This window comes from Stenotrophomonas pavanii (assembly GCF_900101175.1).
Taxonomy (GTDB): Bacteria; Pseudomonadota; Gammaproteobacteria; order Xanthomonadales; family Xanthomonadaceae; genus Stenotrophomonas; species Stenotrophomonas pavanii.
Map to the genome: position 1 here is coordinate 257,442 of NZ_FNFQ01000006.1, position 20,306 is coordinate 277,747.

At 67.4% G+C, this 20,306-nt stretch carries 16 protein-coding genes; all 16 read left to right on the forward strand.

The window, feature by feature from the left end; genetic code table 11:
• Window positions 1-21: 21 nt before the first annotated feature.
• The 16 genes from rpsB to dnaE all read left to right on the forward strand — a co-directional run bounded on the left by rpsB (window position 22) and on the right by dnaE (window position 20,275).
• Window positions 22-828 carry a 30S ribosomal protein S2 gene (gene rpsB / locus BLS66_RS12510; RefSeq protein ID WP_005408748.1) on the forward strand — a complete coding sequence of 269 codons (807 nt, stop codon included), beginning with the start codon at window positions 22-24 and terminating at the stop codon, window positions 826-828.
• 125 nt (window positions 829-953) lie between these two features.
• On the forward strand, window positions 954-1,829 hold the full coding sequence (tsf, locus tag BLS66_RS12515; RefSeq protein ID WP_053463562.1) for a translation elongation factor Ts: 876 nt from the start codon (window positions 954-956) through the stop codon (window positions 1,827-1,829).
• 261 nt (window positions 1,830-2,090) lie between these two features.
• Complete coding sequence (locus tag BLS66_RS12520; RefSeq protein ID WP_064237986.1) at window positions 2,091-3,629, forward strand: GGDEF domain-containing protein; 1,539 nt, start codon at window positions 2,091-2,093, stop codon at window positions 3,627-3,629.
• Window positions 3,630-3,749: 120 nt separating this feature from the next.
• Window positions 3,750-4,478, forward strand: coding sequence for a UMP kinase (gene pyrH / locus BLS66_RS12525; protein ID WP_019659122.1), 729 nt, complete (start codon window positions 3,750-3,752; stop codon window positions 4,476-4,478).
• 96 nt (window positions 4,479-4,574) lie between these two features.
• Window positions 4,575-5,129, forward strand: a complete 555-nt coding sequence (gene frr, locus BLS66_RS12530; RefSeq protein ID WP_014646499.1) for a ribosome recycling factor — start codon at window positions 4,575-4,577, stop codon at window positions 5,127-5,129.
• 5 nt (window positions 5,130-5,134) lie between these two features.
• Window positions 5,135-5,902, forward strand: coding sequence for a polyprenyl diphosphate synthase (uppS, locus tag BLS66_RS12535; protein WP_049464404.1), 768 nt, complete (start codon window positions 5,135-5,137; stop codon window positions 5,900-5,902).
• A complete protein-coding gene (locus BLS66_RS12540; protein WP_049464402.1) occupies window positions 5,899-6,735 on the forward strand; it encodes a phosphatidate cytidylyltransferase in 837 nt (278 codons plus the stop codon). Before uppS ends, BLS66_RS12540 begins: the two co-directional genes overlap by 4 nt.
• Before the next feature lie 2 nt (window positions 6,736-6,737).
• Window positions 6,738-7,928, forward strand: coding sequence for a 1-deoxy-D-xylulose-5-phosphate reductoisomerase (locus BLS66_RS12545; protein ID WP_064237985.1), 1,191 nt, complete (start codon window positions 6,738-6,740; stop codon window positions 7,926-7,928).
• 55 nt (window positions 7,929-7,983) lie between these two features.
• Window positions 7,984-9,342: an RIP metalloprotease RseP gene (gene rseP, locus BLS66_RS12550; RefSeq protein ID WP_053505929.1), complete on the forward strand. Its 1,359-nt coding sequence runs from the start codon at window positions 7,984-7,986 to the stop codon at window positions 9,340-9,342.
• Between the two features lie 74 nt (window positions 9,343-9,416).
• Window positions 9,417-11,780, forward strand: coding sequence for an outer membrane protein assembly factor BamA (bamA, locus tag BLS66_RS12555; protein ID WP_049464395.1), 2,364 nt, complete (start codon window positions 9,417-9,419; stop codon window positions 11,778-11,780).
• Window positions 11,781-12,213: 433 nt separating this feature from the next.
• On the forward strand, window positions 12,214-13,236 hold the full coding sequence (lpxD, locus tag BLS66_RS12560) for a UDP-3-O-(3-hydroxymyristoyl)glucosamine N-acyltransferase (protein WP_053506636.1): 1,023 nt from the start codon (window positions 12,214-12,216) through the stop codon (window positions 13,234-13,236).
• Window positions 13,233-13,691, forward strand: coding sequence for a 3-hydroxyacyl-ACP dehydratase FabZ (gene fabZ, locus BLS66_RS12565; protein ID WP_005415845.1), 459 nt, complete (start codon window positions 13,233-13,235; stop codon window positions 13,689-13,691). The genes lpxD and fabZ overlap by 4 nt, the downstream gene beginning before the upstream one ends.
• Window positions 13,692-13,707: 16 nt before the next feature.
• Window positions 13,708-14,499, forward strand: coding sequence for an acyl-ACP--UDP-N-acetylglucosamine O-acyltransferase (gene lpxA, locus BLS66_RS12570; protein ID WP_057493530.1), 792 nt, complete (start codon window positions 13,708-13,710; stop codon window positions 14,497-14,499).
• Between the two features lie 53 nt (window positions 14,500-14,552).
• Complete coding sequence (gene lpxB, locus BLS66_RS12575; protein WP_244152989.1) at window positions 14,553-15,755, forward strand: lipid-A-disaccharide synthase; 1,203 nt, start codon at window positions 14,553-14,555, stop codon at window positions 15,753-15,755.
• Complete coding sequence (locus BLS66_RS12580; protein WP_053462548.1) at window positions 15,752-16,411, forward strand: ribonuclease HII; 660 nt, start codon at window positions 15,752-15,754, stop codon at window positions 16,409-16,411. The genes lpxB and BLS66_RS12580 overlap by 4 nt, the downstream gene beginning before the upstream one ends.
• A gap of 273 nt (window positions 16,412-16,684) precedes the next feature.
• A complete protein-coding gene (gene dnaE / locus BLS66_RS12585) occupies window positions 16,685-20,275 on the forward strand; it encodes a DNA polymerase III subunit alpha (RefSeq protein WP_049464387.1) in 3,591 nt (1,196 codons plus the stop codon).
• The last annotated feature ends 31 nt before the right edge of the window (window positions 20,276-20,306 follow it).

Below are 20,306 nucleotides of genomic sequence, written 5' to 3' on the forward strand. Positions count from 1 at the left end.
TTCCATATCAGGAGTATTGCAATGCCCCAGGTCACCATGCGTCAGATGCTGGAAGCCGGCGTCCACTTCGGCCACCAGACCCGCTACTGGAACCCGAAGATGGCTCCGTACATCTTCGGCGCCCGCGGCAAGATCCACATCATCAACCTGGAAAAGACCGTCCCGCTGTTCAACGATGCGATGAACTTCATCTCGTCGGTTGCCCAGAAGCGTGGCACCGTCCTGTTCCTGGGCACCAAGCGCAGCGCCCGCGAAACCATCAAGGAAGAAGCCGAGCGTTGCGGCATGCCGTTCATGAACCAGCGTTGGCTGGGCGGCACCCTGACCAACTTCCGTACCGTCAAGCAGTCGGTTGCCCGCCTGAAGGAACTGGAAGCCGGTGAAACCGACGGCACCTTCGAGAAGCTGGTCAAGCACGAAGTGCTGGGCCTGCGCCGCGAGCGCGACAAGCTGGAAGCCTCGCTGGGCGGCATCAAGGACATGAACCGCCTGCCGGACGCCATCTTCGTGATCGACATCGGCCACGAAGACATCGCGATCAAGGAAGCCAAGAAGCTGGGCATCCCGGTCATCGCCGTGGTCGACACCAACTACAACCCTGAACTGGTTGATTACGCCATCCCGGGCAACGACGACGCCATCCGCGCTGTGCAGCTGTACGCCCGCGCTGCGGCCGACGCCGTGCTGGAAGGCAAGGCGGCTGCCCCGCACGCCGCTTCGGTGCGCGAGGAAGAGTTCGCTGAAGCCGCTGCTGAAGGCGAAGAGAAGCCGGCCCGCCGCGCTCCGGCCAAGAAGGCTGCCAAGAAGGGCGACGACGCCCAGGCCTGATCCAGGCCCCGGGTGGACGCCCGGCGTCCACCCTCCCTGCACGCAGCCATCGGCGCGTGACAGGACCGTGTCACACGGGCCGGCCACCATGCCGGCCCAACCCCTTTCTTTCGTGAGGTAATCCCGTGGAAATCACTGCTTCCCTGGTCAAGGAACTGCGCGAGCGCACCGGCGCCGGCATGATGGAATGCAAGAAGGCGCTTACCGAAGCCAACGGCGACATCAACGCCGCTGCTGAAGCCATGCGCAAGTCCGGCGCTGCCAAGGCCGACAAGAAGGCTGACCGCGTGGCCGCCGAAGGCCGCCTGGGCCTGGCCCAGGACGGCGGCAAGGCCGTGCTGGTCGAAGTCAACTCGGAAACCGACTTCGTCGCCAACGATGACAACTTCAAGTCCTTCGTCAACGCCGTCGCCGCTGCTGCCCTGGCATCGGGCGCCAACGACGTCGAAGCCGTGAAGGCCGCCACGCTGGCCGACGGCCGCACCGTCGAGGAAGCCCGCGCCACCGCCGTGCAGACCCTGGGTGAGAACATCCAGATCCGCCGCATGGTCAAGGTCGACACCACCGGCAACATCGGTGCCTACGTCCACACCAACGGCAAGGTCGGCGTGCTGGTCGACCTGATCGGCGGCGACGTCGAGCTGGCCCGTGGCCTGGCCATGCACGTGGCCGCGCTGAAGCCGCCGCACAACAAGGCTGCGGACGTCCCGGCCGAGTTCGTCGAGAAGGAAAAGGAAATCGAGCTGGCCAAGATGACCGAGAAGGACAAGGCCAAGCCGGCCGACATCCTGGAAAAGATCATCAGCGGCAAGATCAACAAGATCGTCAGCGACGTGACCCTGTACGGCCAGACCTACGTGCTGGGCGACACCACCGTCGAGCAGGTGGTCAAGGCCGCTGGCGCGGACGTGGCAGGCTTCAAGCTGCTGATCGTCGGCGAAGGCATCGAGAAGGTGGTGGAAGACTACGCCGCCGAAGTTGCCAAGGCGATGCAGGTCTGATTCCAGCCTTCCGGCTGTGATGCGACCAGAAGGAGCCGCGGGAAACCGCGGCTCTTTTTTTGTGCCCACTGCGCCGGTGGCTGCGCACCGTGGGTGCACACACCGGCGCCAGGCACAGCCCGGCACCAGGGATCTTTGCGTTGCGCGCGAATCAAGCCGATACTCGGCGCAGGGAAACCGCAGTCACATAGCAGGAAGGAAAATCGCGGACTGTGATGCGTTCCTAGGTATTCTTGTCCCAATGGAATTGAACGACCCGACATGCCTCCCGAGCTGACAGCTGCCCTGGCGCTCTGCCGCAACCTGCCTTCGCCCCCCGGTATTGCCCTGCGCATCATCGAACTGGCGCAGGACCCGGAAGCGGACATCGCCACCGCCGCCGACATCATCGCCATCGACATGGCGCTGAGTGCTCGCATGCTGCGCATCGCCAATTCGCCGCTGTATGCCAGCCGCCGCCGCATCGAGAACCTCGGCCAGGCGCTGACCATGCTGGGCCTGAACGCCACGATCAGCCTCGCCCTGGGCTTCACTGTCACCCAGGGCCTGACCGGCGGCAGCGGCGCCGACCACGACCTGCGCCAGCGCGCGTGGAAGCGCAGCATCCTCAGCGCGCTGGCCGCCAGCCAGCTGGGCCAGGCGCGTGGCCTGCGCAGGCTGGAAGAGCTGATGCTGGCCGGCCTGCTGCAGGACCTGGGCGTGCTGTGCCTGGCCCAGGCCGAGTCGGAGCGCTACCTGCCCCTGCTGCGCGAAGCGCGCGACAACACCGACCTGGTCGCCCGCGAGCGCGACGAACTGGGCTGCAGCCATGCCGACGTCGGCGCCTGGGTGGCCGAGCAATGGGGCCTGCCGCGCTACCTGGTGGAGAGCATCCGCCTCAGCGAGGACGAGGACGCCGCCGGATCGCCGTTCCAGGCGTGCGTGCAGCTGTCCGGCGCGGTGGCCGACATCTGGCTGGACGCCGACGCCGATGCGGCGCGCGAGCGCGCCCTGCACCAGGTGCACGACCGCCTGGAACTGGACAGCGCGCGCTTCGACCAGGTGCTGACCCGCATCAGCGAGGCCCTGCCCGACATCGCCAGCCTGTTCGATGCCGGCCTCAATTCACCGCTGCGGGTGCGCGAGCTGATCGATCACGCGCAGGAGCTGGCCACCCTGCGCAACCTGCGCGAACTGCAGGATGCCGACCAGGCACGCCGTCGTGCCGACGAATTCGAAGCGCGGGCCAAGCGGCTGGCCGACCAGGCCCATCGCGATGCATTGACCGGCGTGCTCAACCGCCGCCAGCTGGAAGCGGTGCTGGAGCAGGAATTCCTGCGCGCCGGGCGCCAGGGCTGGCCGCTGTCGGTCGCCTTCATCGACCTGGATGATTTCAAGAAGATCAACGACGCCCACGGCCACCTCACCGGCGACGAGGTGCTGCGCGCCTTCGCCGGCAAGCTGCAGGGCCAGCTGCGTAACAGCGACACCGTGGCGCGCTTCGGCGGCGAGGAGTTCGTCGCACTGCTGCCCAATACCAGCGAAAGCGTGGCCCTGGACGTGATCCGCCGGGTGCTGGCCAACATCGTCGCCACGCCGATGGCCGAGCTGGAGGGCGGGCCGCTGTTCGTCACCTTCTCCGCCGGCGTGGCAACCCAGGGCGGTTACGAGCGCTTCGCTGACGTGCAGGACCTGCTGCGCGCCGCCGACGACGTGCTGTACCGCTCCAAGAACCTGGGCCGCAACCGGGTGATCGCGCGCTCGCCGGGGGCCCTTGGCCACGACGAGCTGTCGGCCACGGCCAGCGCCGAACTCGGCTGAACGGGACGCCCCACGGACCGGGGCCACCCCCCGGATTCTGCGCCGCAGTGCACAAAACACTTTGGCCCGGCGCCGCATGCGCGTAGAATCGCCCGCGATTTCCACGCACCCGAGGTCCCCATGTCCAAGCTCGCCTATCGCCGCATCCTTCTGAAACTGTCCGGGGAGGCGCTGATGGGAGACGAGGACTACGGCATCGACCCGAAGGTCATCAACCGGCTGGCCCGCGAGGTCATCGAAGCCCAGCAGGCCGGCGCCGAAGTGGCCCTGGTGATCGGCGGCGGCAACATCTTCCGCGGCGCCGGCCTGGCCGCCGGCGGCATGGACCGGGTCACCGGCGACCAGATGGGCATGCTGGCCACGGTCATCAACGCCCTGGCCATGCAGGACGCGCTGGAGAAGCTGGGCGCCAAGGCCCGGGTGATGAGCGCGATCAAGATCAACGACGTGTGCGAGGACTACATCCGCCGCCGCGCCATCCGCCACCTCGAAAAGGGCCGCCTGGTCATCTTCGCCGCCGGCGTCGGCAGCCCGTTCTTCACCACCGATTCCGGCGCCGCCCTGCGTGCCATCGAAATCGGTGCGGACCTGCTGCTGAAGGCCACCAAGGTCGATGGCGTGTACGACAAGGATCCGAACAAGCACAGCGACGCGGTCCGCTTCGACAGCCTGAGCTACGACGAAGTGATCCGCCGCGGCCTGGAAGTGATGGACACCGCCGCCTTTGCACTGGCCCGCGACAGCGACCTGCCGATGCGCGTGTTCGACATGGGCCAGCCGGGCGAGCTGCTGAAGATCCTCAGCGGCGCGAACATCGGCACCCTGGTCCAGGGCCGCGACCCGGCCTGAGCCTGAGCGCAAAGCGACAACCGGGCCGATTCAGGCCCGGCAGCGTCCCGTATTCGCCTATAATCGCCCGATTCCAGTGACACCCAGGACCGGGCGATGCTCAACGACATCAAGAACAACGCGCAGACGCGCATGGCCAAGAGCATTGACGCTCTGAAGCACACCCTCACCTCCATCCGGACCGGCCGCGCTACCCCGGCCCTGCTGGACCGCGTGACGGTCAGCGCCTATGGCAACGCCAGCACCCCGCTGAACCAGGTCGCGTCGATCTCCAACGCCGACGCGCACTCGCTGCTGGTCACCCCGTTCGACAAAGGCATGATCAAGGAGATCGAAAAGGGTCTCTACAACGCCGAGTTCACTCCGAACACGCTGGGCACCGCGATCCGCATCAACATGCCGCCGCCGACCGAAGAGCGCCGCAAGGAGCTGGCCAAGCAGGTGCAGAAGGAAGGCGAAGGCGCCAAGATCGCGATCCGCAACATCCGTCAGGACGCGAACAAGGAAATCGCCAAGCTGGTCAAGGACAAGGCGATCAGCGAAGACGAGAAGAAGCGCGGCGAAGACGACATCCAGAAGCTGACCGACGCCAACATCAAGGACGTCGACAAGGTCGTTGCCGACAAGGAAAAAGAACTGCTGTCGGTCTGAAGTCGATGCCTTCAGTCCCGCCTCCGTTGCCGTCCGCCCTGCCCCGTCACCTTGCCATCATCATGGATGGCAATGGGCGCTGGGCACAGCAGCGCCGTCGCCCGCGCGTGATCGGCCACCGTGCCGGCGCGCGCGCGGTCAACCGCACCATCGAGCGCTGCCTTGAACTGGGCATTCCCGCGCTGACCCTGTTTGCCTTCTCCAGCGAGAACTGGGGCCGGCCGCAGGAGGAAGTGGATGCGCTGATGAAGCTGTTCCTCGGCGCGCTCGACCGCGAAGTGGACGAGCTGCACCGGCGTGGCGTGCGCGTGCGCTTCATCGGCGAACGCGAGCGCTTCGGTGCCGGGCTGGTCAGCCGCATGCAGCTGGCCGAGCAGCGCACCGCCGACAACACCACCCTGACCCTGTCGATCGCCGCCAGCTATGGCGGCCGCCAGGACATCGCCCGCGCCGCGCGCGCCCTGGCCGTCGAAGTGGCGGCCGGTCGCCTGCTGCCCGAGCAGATCGACGAAGCGCTGCTGGGCAGCCAGGTGGCCCTGGCCGACCTGCCGCCGCCGGACCTGTTCATCCGCACCGGTGGCGACACCCGCATCAGCAACTTCCTGCTGTGGCAGCTGGCGTATACCGAGCTGTGGTTCACCGAGGCCCTGTGGCCGGACTTCGATGCCGATCAGCTGCAGCAGGCGCTGGACGCCTACGCCGGCCGCGAGCGTCGTTTCGGCCTGACCAGCGCCCAGATCGCCGCACTGGCCACCGAGACTTCCAGCCCATGACCAAGACCCGAGTCCTTGCCGCGCTGATCATGGCACCGGTTGCCATCGCGGCGATCCTGCTGCTGCCCACGCAGTGGCTGGCTGCCGCTGCCGCCGCCGTGCTGCTGATCGGCCTGTGGGAATGGCTGAAGCTGGCCGGCATCGAAGACACCCTGGCGCGGACCGTGCTGCTGGTGCTGAACCTGCTGCTGATGGTGCTGCTGGTCTGGGCCGACGGCAGCACGCTGGTGCTGTTCCAGATAACCACCCTGGCCGGTGTTGGCTGGTGGCTGGCCGCGCTGGTCTGGCTGCGCTTCTTCAACTTCGGCGCACAGCCGTCGGCGCCCTCGCGGATCCTGAAGATGGCGGCCGGCACCCTGGCCATCGTCCCGGCCTGGGCCGCCCTGGTGCTGATCCATGCCGGCGGCGACCCGCCGGGCAAACAGGGCCACCTGTGGCTGCTGGCCGCGCTGGCGCTGGTGTGGGCGGCCGACTCGGGCGCCTATTTCGCCGGCCGCCATTTCGGCAGGCACAAGCTGGCGCCGCGGATCAGCCCCAACAAGACCTGGGAAGGCCTGTTCGGCGGCCTGCTGGCCGGTGTCGCCGTGGCCGTCGGCCTGGGCTGGCTGGCCGGCATCGATGCCGCGCACCTGCCGGGCCTGCTGATCACCTCGGTGGTAGCCGTGTTCGCCTCGGTGCTGGGCGACCTGTTCGAGAGCCTGATCAAGCGACACGCCGGGGCCAAGGACTCGGGCCACCTGATCCCGGGCCATGGCGGCGTGCTCGACCGTGTCGACGGCGTCCTGGCCGCGGTCCCGGTGTTCGCGCTGGGCAAGGAAATCTTCGGGTTCTGACCATGAATGCAGCTGCAGACCTGCGCCGGGTCGCCGTGTTCGGCGCCACCGGTTCGATCGGTGCCTCCACGCTGGACGTGATCGCCCGCCACCCGCAGCGCTACCGGGCCACCGTGCTGGCTGCCGGGCGCCAGGTGCAGGCGCTGCTGGCGTTGTGCCGCCAGCATGCGCCGGCCCATGCGGTCATCGCCGATGAATCGCTGTATGCCGAGCTGCGCGACGGCCTGCGCGACGCCGGCCTGGCCACCGAGGCCCATGCCGGCCAGGCCGCGCTGGACCAGCTGGCCGCCAGCGACGCCTGCGATACCGTGGTTGCGGCCATCGTCGGTGCCGCCGGCCTGTCCTCGACCCTGGCCGCGGCGGCCGCCGGCAAGCGCATCCTGCTGGCCAACAAGGAATCACTGGTGCTGGCCGGCGAACTGCTGACCCGCACTGCCGAGCGTGCCGGCGCCGAAATCATCCCGATCGACAGCGAACACAGCGCGATCTTCCAGTGCCTGCGCTCGCGCGATGCCAGCGTCGACGGCGCCGGCGTGCGCCGGATCCTGCTGACCGCCTCCGGCGGCCCGTTCCGCGGCCGCAGCCGCGCCGAACTGGCCCAGGTCACCCCGGCACAGGCCGTTGCCCACCCCAAGTGGTCGATGGGGCCGAAGATCTCGGTCGATTCGGCGACGTTGATGAACAAGGGCCTGGAAGTCATCGAGGCCCATCACCTGTTCGGCGTGCCCGGCGAGCGCATCGAGGTACTGGTGCACCCGCAGAGCCTGGTCCATTCGCTGGTCGAATTCGTCGACGGCTCGACCCTGGCCCAGATGGGCCTGCCGGACATGCGCACCACCCTCGCCGTTGGCCTGGGCTGGCCGCAGCGCATCGAATCGGGCGTGGCCGGGCTGGACCTGCTGGCCCAGGGCCGGCTCGATTTCGAGGCCCCGGATACCGACGCCTTCCCCTGCCTGGCGCTGGCTTGGCAGGCGATGCAGGCCGGCGGCACCGCGCCGGCGGTGCTGAACGCCGCCAATGAAGAGGCGGTTTCAGCGTTTCTTCAGGGCCGGATCGGTTTCCTGACCATCCCGGCGCTGGTTGCTAACGCGCTTTCAACACTGCCGACCGAGCCAGCCGATACACTGGAGGTCCTGTTGTCCGCCGACCAGCGGGCACGCCAGCTCACCCTGAACGCCATCGACGCCGCCTGAACGACCGCCTCGCCCCGCATGACGCCGCCGCCCCTGCCCGCCACTGTGAGCCTGCATGACTGACTTCATCGGATCGGTCTGGTGGATGATTGTCAGCCTCGGGCTGCTGGTCACGTTCCACGAGTTCGGGCATTACTGGGTCGGGCGCCTGTGCGGGGTCAAGATCCTGCGCTTCTCGGTGGGCTTCGGCCGGCCGCTGTGGTCGCGCCGCGACCGGCACGGTACCGAGTTCGCGATCGCCGCCATTCCGCTGGGCGGTTACGTGAAGTTCCTCGACGAACGCGAGGTCGAGGTCCACCCGCACGAGCGTGGCCAGGCCTTCAACCACAAGACCGTCTGGCAGCGCATCGCCATTGTCGCTGCCGGCCCGATCGCCAACCTGCTGCTGTGCATCCTGCTGCTGTGGGCGATGTTCGTGATCGGCAAGCAGGACTACTCGCCCACCATCGGGCGTGTCAGCGGCATCGCCGCCAGCGCCGGCCTGGCCAGCGGCGATCGCGTGCTGCGCGTGGACGAGCGCCCGGTGGCCACCCTCGGCGAGGCCAGCATGGCGCTGACTGCCGCCGCGATGGACCGGCGTGACGTGAAGCTGGAAGTGCTGGACCCGGCCGACCAGGTGCGCGTGCGCACGCTGCCGCTGTCGCAGCTGCCAGCCGGTTTCGATGAACGGCGGGTCCCGATCCTGGCCGGCCTGTACTGGCAGTCCTGGCTGCAACCGGCCCTGGTCGATTCGCTCACCGCCGATTCCGTGGTGGCCGGGCAACTGCAGCCGGGCGACCTGATCGTGGCCATCGACGGCCAGCGCATCGACAGCGTCGACCAGGTGATCGGCGAGATCCAGGCCCTGGGCCGCGCCGGCGGCCCGGGCATGATCGAGGTCCTGCGCGGCGGCGAGCGCCTGGCGCTGGAGGTCACCCCGCGCCAGGGCAAGGATGGCAAGGGCAACCCGGTCTGGCAGATCGGCGTCGGCTTCCCCACCCGCTACAGTCCGGCCTATGACACCCTGCTGCGCTATGGCCCGCTCGATGCGGTGACCGTGGCGGTGCGCGAGACCGGCCGCCTGGCCGCCGACTCACTGGGCATGATGGCCCGCATCGTGACCGGCAAGGCCTCGCTGCAGAACGTTTCCGGGCCGGTCACCATCGCCCGCGTGGCCAATGTCTCGGCCCAGCGCGGCCTCGACTGGTTCCTGCAGTTCCTGGCCCTGCTGTCGCTGAGCCTGTGCATCATCAACCTGCTGCCGATTCCGATCTTGGACGGCGGGCACCTGCTGTATTACCTTATCGAGTTGGTCAAGGGCAGCCCGCTGAGCGAGCGTGCCATCGCCGCCGGCCAGTACATCGGCCTGGCGTTGCTGGCCGGGCTGATGGGGTTGGCGTTCTACAACGACATCCTCGGCCTGGTCCCGCGATGAACTTTTCCACGTTGTTGCCGTCTACAGCGTCGGCATCCCGCACCAATGAAATCGACCTTCCTACCGGACGTGACATGACGCGACTCCCCAATCGCCGCCTGCTGGCCCTCGCCCTCGCCGCCGTCACCGGCGCTCCCGCCCTGGCCCAGGCAGCCGAGCCCTTCACTGTCAGCGACATCCGCGTCGACGGCCTGCAGCGCATCAGCTCGGGCACGGTATTCACCTACCTGCCGGTGGAGCGTGGCGAGACGGTCACCGACAACAAGGTCGGCGAGACGATCCGCGCCCTGTACAAGACCGGCTTCTTCGAAGACGTGCAGCTGGACCGCCAGGGCACGATCCTGGTGGTGACCGTCAAGGAACGCCCGGCGATCAACAAACTGACCGTGACCGGCAACAAGGACATCAAGTCCGACCAGCTGCTCAAGGGCCTGTCCGACATCGGCCTGACCGAGGGTGGCACCTTCGATCGCCTGAGCCTGGACCGCGTGACCCAGGAACTTCGCCGGCAGTACAACGACCGCGGCAAGTACAACGTCGACATCACCCCGACGGTGAGCCCGCTGGACCGCAACCGCGTGGACATCGCCATTGCCATCAAGGAAGGCAAGGCGGCCAAGATCCGCCACGTCAACCTGGTCGGCACCGAGAAGTACGACAGCAAGGACATCCTCGACACCTGGGAGTCGAAGGAGCACAACTGGGCGTCGTGGTACCGCCGTGACGACCAGTACTCGAAGGAGAAGCTGTCCGGCGACCTGGAAAAGCTCAACTCGTGGTACCTCGACCGCGGCTACGTCGACTTCAGCATCGATTCCACCCAGGTTTCGATCAGCCCCGACAAGCGCGACATGTTCCTGACTGCGGGCGTTACCGAAGGCGCGCAGTACAAGATCTCCGAGATCAAGGTCAGCGGCGACACCATCCTTCCCCAGGAGGATGTCGAGCGCATGGTGGTCCAGAAGTCCGGTGACACGTTCTCGCGCGCGCTGCTGGAATTCAGTTCGGACACCATCACCAACTCGCTGTCCAACATCGGCTACGCGTTCGCCAAGGTGAACCCGATCCCGACCACCAACCGCGCCGAGCAGACCGTCGCCATCAACATGCAGGTCGTGCCCGGCCCGCGCGTGTCGGTGCGCCGCATCCTGTTCCGTGGCAATACCCGCACCTCCGATGAGGTGATGCGCCGCGAAATGCGCCAGTTCGAGAACAGCTGGTACTCGCAGGCCGCGATCGACCGCTCCAAGATCCGCCTGCAGCGCCTGGGCTACTTCGAATCGGTGGAAGTGGAAACCCCGGCCGTCAGCGGCAGCAACGACCAGGTCGACGTCGTCTACAACGTCAAGGAAACCACCTCGGGCAGCTTCGTGTTCGGCCTGGGCTACTCGCAGTCCTACGGCATGACCACCTCGGTGCAGCTGTCGCAGAACAACTTCCTCGGCGGCGGTAACCGCGTGTCGGTCGAAGCCTCGCGCAGCAGCTACCTGCAGCGCTACGGTTTCAGCTACACCAACCCGTACTTCACCGATGACGGCGTGTCGCTGGGCTACAACCTGTCCTGGCGCGAACTGGACTACTCCGACTTCAACACCGCGCAGTACAACAGCACCAACGGTGCCGCGCAGGTGGTGTTCGGCGTGCCCCTGACCGAGACCGACACCGTCTCGCTGATGTTCGGCATCGACAGCAACCAGATCACCACGTACCAGGGTTCTACCCCGCAGTCGATCATCGACTACATCAACGCGGTCGGTAAGCGCACCTTCCATGCCTGGCGCACCGAGCTGGGCTGGGCGCGTGACTCCCGCAACGACTACTTCATGCCGACCCGCGGTACCTACCAGCGCATCGGCCTGGAAACCACGCTGCCGGGTTCGACCATCGAGTACTACAAGCTGAACTACCAGATCAGCAAGTACTGGCCGATCATGCCGTCGCTGGTGATCAACACCCGCGCCGAAATCGGCTACGGCGATGCCTACGGCAAGGACTACACCCGTACGCTGACCAATCCCGATGGCACCACCCGTACCGTCACCGCCAGCGGCCTGCCGTTCTTCGAGAACTTCTACGCCGGTGGCACCAACTCGGTGCGTGGCTTCGAGGACAACACCCTGGGTCCGCGCGAAGTCACCACCGGCTATCCGGAAGGCCAGCCACTGGGTGGTTCGCTGAAGACCGTCGGCTCGGTGGAAGCCTACTTCCCGCGCCTGTTCGACAGCCCGTCGGCGCGCGTGTCGGCCTTCGTCGACTTCGGCAACGTGTATACCGGCGTGGACAACTTCAAGGCCAACGAACTGCGCGTATCCACCGGTGTGGCGCTACTGTGGCGTGCCCCGGTCGGCCCGATCTCGATCAGCTACGCCTTCCCGCTGAAGAAGGAAGACGATGACAAGATCGAGCGGCTGCAATTCACGTTCGGTGGCCAGTTCTGAGGAACGTCGTTCCTCAGAACTGATCCACCTCCGGTGAATTGCCCGCGCATTTCACCTATCCCCCGCGCCGTTGGCGCGCCCCCCTTAACAAAGGGGGGCTCTCCACCAGACGGGGTGCGAAGCGCCGGGCATTGCCCGGCGTTTTCGTTTGGCCTGGATGCCGGAAGCGCCCGCTCTGCTTTTGATCTTTCTGTGTTTCCGTGGCTGGCACTCGCGCCAGGCCGTCGGAGGTCGGACGGGGTGGAGCTGCGGGGGTGTGAGCCGCATGGATGCGGCGACCAAGGCTACATGGACGTACTTGCGCCGCCCCCCCGCAATCCCGCCCCGTCCGACCCAGCCCATGACACTGGCTCTGCCGGCCGCGAGGGGCCCTGCCGTTGGCTGCATATGCCCCCCGCATGACCGAAATGGCGCCACACGTTAAACTCCCGCCGTGAATACTCCCACCTACACCGCCCAGCAACTCGCCGAGCAGTTCGGCCTGCAGGTCCATGGCGACCCCGCCACTGCCATCCATGGCGTGGCCACCCTCGCCCACGCCGGTCCTGGCCAGCTGACCTTCCTCGCCAATCCGCGCTACCGCGCCCAGCTGGCCGACAGCCAGGCTTCGCTGGTGGTGCTGCGTGCCGACGATGTCGAGGCCGCCCCCGGCGCCGCGCTCGTGGCCAAGGACCCCTACACCGCATTCGCCAAGATCGCCGCGCTGTTCGACATCGCGCCGACCCGCCCGCCGGGCATCCACCCCAGTGCGGTCATCGATCCGGACGCACGGGTGGCTGCCAGTGCCCACATCGGCCCGTTCGTGACCATCGGCGCGCGCAGCGTCATCGGCGAGAACTGCATCATCGGTGCCGGCAGCGTGATCGGCGAGGACTGCAGCCTCGATACCGGCTGCGAACTGATCGCCCGCGTCACCCTGGTCACCCGGGTCAGGCTGGGCAAGCGCGTGCGCATCCATCCCGGCGCCGTGCTCGGCGCCGATGGCTTCGGCCTGGCCATGGATGCCGGCAAATGGATCAAGGTGCCGCAGCTGGGCGGCGTGCGCATCGGCGATGATTGCGAGATCGGCGCCAATACCTGCGTTGACCGCGGCGCGCTGGAAGACACCGTGCTCGCCGAGGATGTGCGCCTGGACAATCTGGTGCAGATCGCCCACAACGTGCAGATCGGTGCGCACTCGGCCATCGCCGGCTGCACCGGCATCGCCGGCAGCGCCAAGATCGGCCGCTACTGCCTGCTCGGTGGCGCCGTGGGCGTGGTCGGCCACCTCGAGATCTGCGACAAGGTCGTGATCACCGGCAAGTCGGTGGTCCGCAACTCCATCACCGAGCCGGGCGAGTACTCGTCCGGCACCCCACTGACCGACAACCGCACGTGGCGCAAGAACGCCGCGCGCTTCAAGCAGCTCGACGCACTGGCTCGCCGCGTCCTGGCTGCTGGCAAGGAGAAAGAATGAACGATTCGCTGCAGCTTCCGATCGACGTCTGCCAGATCCAGGAACTGCTTCCGCACCGCTATCCGTTCCTGCTGGTGGACCGGGTGCTTGAACTCGACGTCGAGGCCAAGCGGATCCTGGCGCAGAAGAACGTCAGCATCAACGAGCCGTTCTTCCAGGGGCACTTCCCGGGCCGCCCGATCATGCCCGGCGTGCTGATCATCGAAGCGCTGGCGCAGGCCGGCGGCGTCATGACCCAGCTCACGCTCGGCCGCGATGCGCAGTCCAAGCTGTTCTACATGGTCAAGGTGGAAAACGCCCGCTTCAACAAGCAGGTCGTGCCCGGCGACGTGCTGATGCTGGACGTGCAGATGAAGCGCCTGATCCGCAACATGGGCTGGTACTACGGCGAAGCCAAGGTCAACGGTGAAGTCGTTGCCTCGGCCGAGGTCATGTGCGCCGGCGCCAAGGGCTGATCCACTGGAGGCAGCAATGACTGACAACGCACCGCGGATCCACCCCACCGCCGTCATCGACCCGGCCGCACGCCTGGCCGACGATGTCCAGGTGGGCGCCTTCACCCTGATCGGCCCCGACGTTGAAATCGGTGCCGGCACGGTGGTGGGCCCCCATTGCAGCATCCACGGCCCAACCCGGATCGGCCGCGACAACCGCTTCGTCGGCCACGCCGCGATCGGTGGCGAGCCGCAGGACAAGAAGTTCGGCGGCGAGCGCACCGAACTGGTGATCGGCGACCGCAACGTGTTCCGCGAGTTCGTCACGCTCAACCGCGGCACCGGCGGCGGCGGTGGCATCACCACCATCGGCAACGACAACTGGATGCTGGCCTACACGCACGTGGCACACGACTGCCATGTCGGCAATTTCTGCGTGTTCTCCAACAACACCACCCTGGCCGGCCACGTGACCGTGGGCGACTACGTGATCATCAGCGGCTTCGCCGGTGCCCACCAGTTCTGCCGCATCGGCGCGCACGCTTTCCTGGGCATGGGCGCACTGACCAATGGCGACGTTCCGCCGTTCACCATGGTCGGCACCGATTCGCTGGGCCGCCCGCGCGGCATCAACAGCGAAGGCCTGAAGCGCCGCGGCTTCGACGCCGAGCGCATTTCGGCCATCAAGCGTGCCTACCGCACGCTGTACGTGGCAGGCCTGCCGCTGGCCGAGGCCAAGGTGCAGCTGACCGAACAGGCGCGTGACAGCGACGACGTGAAGGCGATGCTGGACTTCATCGAGCACGCCGAGAGGCCCCTGCTGCGATGAGCAGCGCGACCGGCCAGGCGCCGGCCGGCGCCGCGGTGATCCCGCTGGCCTCGATGGCCGGCAGCGTTCCTGCGCAGCGGGTGCTCAGCGAGCGCCCGTTGCGGATCGCGCTGGTTGCCGGTGAAGCCTCCGGCGACCTGCTCGGTGCGGGCCTGGTGCGCGAATTGAAGGCGCGCTTCCCGAATGCCGAGTTCGCCGGCATCGGCGGCGACGCCATGCGCAGCGCTGGCTGCCAGACCTGGCACGATGCCAGCGAGCTGGCGGTGATGGGGCTGACCGAAGTGCTGCGCCACCTGCCGCGCCTGCTGAAGCTGCGCTCCGCGTTCTGCCAGCGTGCGCTGGACTGGCAGCCGGACGTGTTCATCGGCATCGACGCACCCGACTTCAACCTGGGCATCGAGCGCTGGCTGAAGCAGCGCGGCGTGCGCACCGTGCATTACGTCAGCCCCTCGGTCTGGGCCTGGCGCGAGAAGCGCGCCGAGAAGATCGGCAGCAGCGCCGACCTGGTGCTGTGCCTGTTCCCGATGGAGCCGCCGATCTATGCCAGGCACGGCATCGACGCGCGCTTCGTCGGCCACCCGATGGCCGATGACATTCCGCTGCAGGGCAACCGCGAGGAAGCGCGTGCCGCGCTCGGCTTGCCGACCTCGGCCAAGGTGCTCGCCGTGCTGCCGGGCAGCCGCCTGGGTGAGATCTCGCGCCTCGGCGAGCCGTTCTTCGAAGCGGCCTGGCAGGTTTCCGAGCGCATTCCCGGCCTGCACGTGGTGGTGCCTGCCGCCAATCCGGCCTGCAGGCAGCTGATTGAAGAACAGCTGTCGCGCTCGGCGTTGCCGGTGGCCTACTCGCATGTACTGGATGGCCAGGCACGCAACGCGATGATCGCCGCTGACGTGGTGGTGCTGGCGTCGGGCACCGCGACCCTGGAAGCGATGCTGGTGAAGCGGCCGATGGTGGTCGGGTACCGCGTCAACGAGCTGACCTATCGCCTGGTGAAGGCGCTTGGGCTGATCAAGGTCGACCGCTTTGCCCTGCCCAACATCCTGGCCGGCCAGGACCTGGCGCCGGAACTGATGCAGCACGACTGCACGCCGGACCGGCTGGCCGCGGCCATCCAGCAGTGGTTTGACCACCCGCAGCGGGTGACCGATCTGCAGGATACCTACGTGCGCCTGCACGAACGCCTGCGCCGCAACGCCTCGGCGCGTGCCGCCGACGCCGTCGGCGAACTGCTGATGCGCGACCAGGCACAGCCATGAGCCGCCGTCACGCCGCCGCAGCCAGCCTGACCCTGTTCGACGGTGTGGCCGTGGTCGAGCCGGAGCGCCTGGTGGCCGGCGTCGACGAGGCCGGCCGTGGCCCGCTGGCCGGGCCGGTGGCGGTGGCGGCGGTGGTGTTCGACCCGTCGCGGCCACGCATCAACGGCCTCGACGACTCCAAGCAGCTGACGGCGGCACGCCGCGAACAGCTGCATGACCGCATCATCGAGCGTGCGCTGGCCTGGCACGTGGTGCTGGTGGACGTGGACACCATCGACCGCCTGAACATCTACCAGGCCACCCTGCAGGGCATGCGCGAGGTGGTGGCAGCGGTCGCCCACGTGGCCGGCTTCGCCCGCATCGACGGCAACGTGGTGCCCAAGGGCCTGGTGCTGCCGGCCCAGGCGCTGATCGGTGGCGATGGCATCGACCGCGCGATCATGGCGGCGTCGATCCTGGCCAAGGTCTCGCGCGACCGTTACATGCAGGACGTCCACGCCCGCCACCCGCAGTACGGCTTCGAGCAGCACAAGGGCTATGGCACGCCGGCCCACCTGGCCGCCCTGCGTGAACACGGCCCCTGCATGGAGCATCGGCGCAGCTTCGCCCCGGTACGTGAGTGCCTGGACACCACCCGCGCCCCCGCGATCGCCTGAACGGCCGCCGACAGCGACAAGCCGTGCGGTGAGGAGTGCCCCCGAGCCGGGGGGACACACCAGCGACGCGGGGGTGTGGAAGCACGGCAGGACAGGGCCCGCGGCTCGCCTGCGAACCGTGGCAAGCGATAGCGCGAATGCGATATCGCGTGCCGTCAAGAGCTTGTCGCCACCCCCTGCCCTCGCTACCCTGACCGGGCACTCCAGCGCTTCCGACCCCGGCGACGAACCTCCGTCAGCACCCGGGGCCCGCGCGCTCCAACCTGGTCCGGCATGTCCAACTCCCGCTTCGTACATCTCCACGTCCACACCGAGTTCTCGCTGGCGGACTCGACCATCCGCGTGCCGGCCAAGCCGGACCAGGCGGACCCGAAGAAGGCCAAGCAGGCCAACCTGCTGTCGCGCTCGGTCGAACTCGGCCTGCCCGCGCTGGCGGTGACCGACCTCAACAACCTGTTCGCCCTGGTCAAGTTCTACAAGGCCGCCGAAGGCGTCGGCATCAAGCCGATCGCCGGTGCCGACGTGCTGATCGCCGAGGAAGGCCAGGACCCATGGCGGATGACCCTGCTGTGCCGCGATCGCGAGGGTTACCTGAGCCTGTCGCGGCTGCTGACCCGCGCCTGGATGGAAGGCCATCGCCCCGAAGGCGGCGTGGCCATCCACCCGGACTGGCTGAAGGCCGGCAACGCCAACCTGTTCGCGCTGGCCGGGCGCCAGAGCCTGGCCGGGCGCCTGGCGCTGGACGGCAAGCATGAGCTGGCCGAGCAGCAGCTGGCCGACTGGCAGCGCGTGTTCGGCGATGGCCTGCACCTGGAGCTGACCCGCACCGGCCGCGAGGGCGAGGAGACCTTCAACCAGTTCGCGCTGATGGCCGCCGGCCAGCGTGGCCTGCCGGTGGTGGCCAGCAATGACGTGCGCTTCCTGTCGCCGTCCGACTTCAGCGCGCACGAAGCGCGCGTGTGCATTTCCACCGGCCGCGTGCTGGACGATCCCAAGCGCCCGCGCGAGTACAGCGACCAGCAGTACCTGAAGTCGGCCGAAGAAATGTGCGCGCTGTTCGCCGACATTCCCGATGCCATCGACAACACGCTGGCGCTGGCCGAGCGCTGCAACATCGAGATGCGGCTGGGCACCTACTTCCTGCCCAACTACCCGGTGCCCGACGACGAGACCCTGGACACCTGGATCCAGAAGATGTCGCGTGATGGCCTGGAAGAGCGCCTGGAGAAGAATCCGCTGGCGCCGGGCAAGACCCGCGAAGACTACTTCGAGCGCCTGGAGTTCGAGCTCGACACCATCATCAAGATGGGCTTCCCTGGCTACTTCCTGATCGTGGCCGACTTCATCCAGTGGGGCAAGAACCAGGGCATTCCGATCGGCCCCGGCCGTGGTTCGGGTGCCGGCTCGCTGGTGGCATGGGCGCTGAAGATCACTGACCTGGATCCGCTGCCGTACAACCTGCTGTTCGAGCGCTTCCTGAACCCCGAACGCGTGTCGATGCCCGACTTCGACATCGACTTCTGCATGGACCGCCGCGACGAGGTGATTGACTACGTCGCGCGCAAGTACGGGCGCGAACGCGTCAGCCAGATCATCACCTACGGCACCATGGCCGCCAAGGCGGTGGTGCGCGACTCCGGCCGCGTGCTCGGTTTCCCGTACGGCCTGGTGGACGGTGTCTCCAAGCTGATCCCGAACATCCTGGGCATCCACCTCAAGGATGCGCTGGGCAAGGGCAAGGAAGGCCCCAGCTCGGAAATGGCCTCGGCCGAACTGATCCAGCGTTACGAGACCGAGGACGATGTCCGCGACCTGATCGACCTGGCGCTGCAGCTGGAGGACCTGACCCGCAACGCCGGCAAGCATGCCGGTGGCGTGGTGATCGGGCCCGAGCCACTGAGCGAGTTCTGCCCGCTGTACGCCGAACATGACGAGAACGGGCTCGGCAAGAACCCGGTCACCCAGTTCGACAAGAACGACGTGGAAGAAGTGGGCCTGGTGAAATTCGACTTCCTCGGCCTGCGCACGCTGACCATCATCGACTGGGCAGTGAAGGCGATCAACAAGCGCCACGAACGCGCGGGCATCCCGCCGGTCGACATCGCCGCGATCCCCCTCGACGATGCGCCCACCTACAAGGACATCTTCGCCAACGGCAACACCGGCGCGGTGTTCCAGTTCGAATCCTCCGGCATGCGCCGCCTGCTGAAGGATGCGCGCCCCGACCGCTTCGAAGACCTGATCGCGCTGGTGTCGCTGTACCGCCCCGGCCCGATGGACCTGATTCCTTCGTTCAACGCGCGCAAGCACGGGCAGGAAGAGATCATCTATCCCGATCCGCGCACCGAAGCCATCCTGAAGGACACCTACGGCATCATGGTGTACCAGGAGCAGGTCATGCAGATGGCGCAGATCGTCGGCGGCTACTCGCTGGGCGGCGCCGACCTGCTGCGCCGCGCGATGGGCAAGAAGGTGCCGGCGGAAATGGCCAAGCACCGCGAGATCTTCCGCGAAGGTGCAGCCAAGGGCGGCGTCGATGGCCCCAAGGCCGACGAAATCTTCGACCTGATGGAGAAGTTCGCCGGCTACGGCTTCAACAAGTCGCACGCCGCCGCCTACGCGCTGGTCAGCTACCAGACCGCATGGCTGAAGCGCCACTACCCGGCCGAGTTCATGGCGGCCACGCTGTCGTCCGATCTGGACAACACCGACAAGGTGGTCGGCTTCCTCGACGAAGTGCGCAACCTCGGCCTGACCGTACTGCCGCCCAAGGTGAACCAGTCGGCCTTCATGTTCGAAGCGGTGACGCCGGACACCATCCAGTACGGCCTCGGTGCGATCAAGGGCGTCGGCCAGGGCGCCTGCGAAGCAGTGGTCGAGGAACGACTGAAGGGCGGCCCGTTCAAGGACCTGCTCGACTTCTGCACGCGCGTTGGTTCGGCCAAGCTCAATCGCCGTACCCTGGAAGCGATGATCAACTGCGGTGCGCTGGACGAGCTCGGCCGCAACCGGGCCTCGCTGATGCTGCAGCTGCCGGAAGTGATCAAGGCCACCGACCAGATGGCGCGCGAACGTGCCTCCGGACAGAACTCGCTGTTCGGCGGTCCCGACCCGAGCGCCGTGTCGATCCAGCTGGACCTGCCCGAGGCCGAAGAATGGCCGCTGCTGCAGCGCCTGAACGGCGAGCGCGACACGCTGGGCTTCTACCTGAGCGGCCACCCGTTCGATCCCTGGCGCGACGATGTGCGCGACCTGGTCGGCAACGACCTGGGATCGGTGGAGAAGATCTGGAGCGCCAACAGCGGCGGCGGCGGGGGCGGCGAAAAGCGCTGGCGGCCGGAAGTGCAGACGGTGCTGGCCGGCCAGGTGGTCGGCGTGCGCCGCAAGGGCGAGAGCCAGATCTTCATCCAGCTGGAAGATGGCCGCGGCCGCGTCGAGTGCAGCGCGTTCTCCGACGCGATGGCCGAGTTCGGCCACCTGATGACCAAGGACCGCATCCTGGTGGTCAAGGGCGGCCTGCGCGAGGACGAGTTCAACGGCGGCTTCGCGCTGCGCATCCGCCAGTGCTGGGACTTCGACGAAGTCTGCGCCAACTACGCCACACGGTTGTCGCTGCGGCTGGACCTGCGCCAGCAGCGCCCGGTCTGGGAGCGCATCGATGCGCTGCTCGACCGCCATCGCCCCGGCCGCACGCCACTGCGCCTGGACCTGCTGCTGAAGGGGCCGCACGGCGGCGTCGCCGGCATGCTTGATGTGTCCGGGCAGAGCGCGGTGCGCATCGATTCCAAGCTGATGGAGGCGCTGCGCGCCGATCCTGCCGTGCGCACGCTGAAGGTGCGTTACAGCCCCCCCTGGGCCAGCTGAGGCTGGCTCCGTGGCTTTCCCGTTTCCGCGT

Excerpts from the sequence above, each read along its gene's own strand:
- rpsB (WP_005408748.1), top strand. The coding sequence starts at position 22 with ATGCCCCAGGTCACCATGCGTCAGATGCTGGAAGCCGGCGTCCACTTC.
- BLS66_RS12520 (WP_064237986.1), top strand. The coding sequence starts at position 2,091 with ATGCCTCCCGAGCTGACAGCTGCCCTGGCGCTCTGCCGCAACCTGCCT.
- pyrH (WP_019659122.1), top strand. The coding sequence starts at position 3,750 with ATGTCCAAGCTCGCCTATCGCCGCATCCTTCTGAAACTGTCCGGGGAG.
- frr (WP_014646499.1), top strand. The coding sequence starts at position 4,575 with ATGCTCAACGACATCAAGAACAACGCGCAGACGCGCATGGCCAAGAGC.
- uppS (WP_049464404.1), top strand. The coding sequence starts at position 5,135 with ATGCCTTCAGTCCCGCCTCCGTTGCCGTCCGCCCTGCCCCGTCACCTT.
- BLS66_RS12540 (WP_049464402.1), top strand. The coding sequence starts at position 5,899 with ATGACCAAGACCCGAGTCCTTGCCGCGCTGATCATGGCACCGGTTGCC.
- BLS66_RS12545 (WP_064237985.1), top strand. The coding sequence starts at position 6,738 with ATGAATGCAGCTGCAGACCTGCGCCGGGTCGCCGTGTTCGGCGCCACC.
- rseP (WP_053505929.1), top strand. The coding sequence starts at position 7,984 with ATGACTGACTTCATCGGATCGGTCTGGTGGATGATTGTCAGCCTCGGG.
- bamA (WP_049464395.1), top strand. The coding sequence starts at position 9,417 with ATGACGCGACTCCCCAATCGCCGCCTGCTGGCCCTCGCCCTCGCCGCC.
- fabZ (WP_005415845.1), top strand. The coding sequence starts at position 13,233 with ATGAACGATTCGCTGCAGCTTCCGATCGACGTCTGCCAGATCCAGGAA.
- lpxA (WP_057493530.1), top strand. The coding sequence starts at position 13,708 with ATGACTGACAACGCACCGCGGATCCACCCCACCGCCGTCATCGACCCG.
- lpxB (WP_244152989.1), top strand. The coding sequence starts at position 14,553 with ATGGCCGGCAGCGTTCCTGCGCAGCGGGTGCTCAGCGAGCGCCCGTTG.
- BLS66_RS12580 (WP_053462548.1), top strand. The coding sequence starts at position 15,752 with ATGAGCCGCCGTCACGCCGCCGCAGCCAGCCTGACCCTGTTCGACGGT.
- dnaE (WP_049464387.1), top strand. The coding sequence starts at position 16,685 with ATGTCCAACTCCCGCTTCGTACATCTCCACGTCCACACCGAGTTCTCG.